1 protein-coding gene is annotated in these 269 nt (G+C 65.4%); it reads left to right on the plus strand.

Annotated elements, in window-relative coordinates; translation table 11 throughout:
- Positions 1 to 269, plus strand: a 269-nt coding sequence (locus CH341_RS32615) for a pseudouridine synthase (protein WP_146604782.1), incomplete at both ends; no start/stop codon positions are given.

A 269-nucleotide genomic window follows, 5' to 3' on the forward strand; every position in this document is an offset into this window, starting at 1 on the left:
TTGACGACGCCGGCCATCACCGTCACCGAGCGCGACAAGATCGTGGTCGACGGCCAGCCGCTGCAAGCGCTCGAAAGAAGCCGTCTTTTTCTCTATCACAAGCCGAAAGGCCTCGTGTGTACGCAGCGCGATCCGGAAGGGCGGCCGACGGTCTTCGCCGCCCTGCCACCCGATCTGCCGCGGGTCATGAGCATCGGCCGGCTCGACATCAACACCGAAGGGCTCCTCCTCCTCACCAATGACGGCGGGCTGGCCCGTGTGCTGGAGCT

Source organism: Rhodoplanes roseus, from assembly GCF_003258865.1.
Classification (GTDB): domain Bacteria; phylum Pseudomonadota; class Alphaproteobacteria; order Rhizobiales; family Xanthobacteraceae; genus Rhodoplanes; species Rhodoplanes roseus.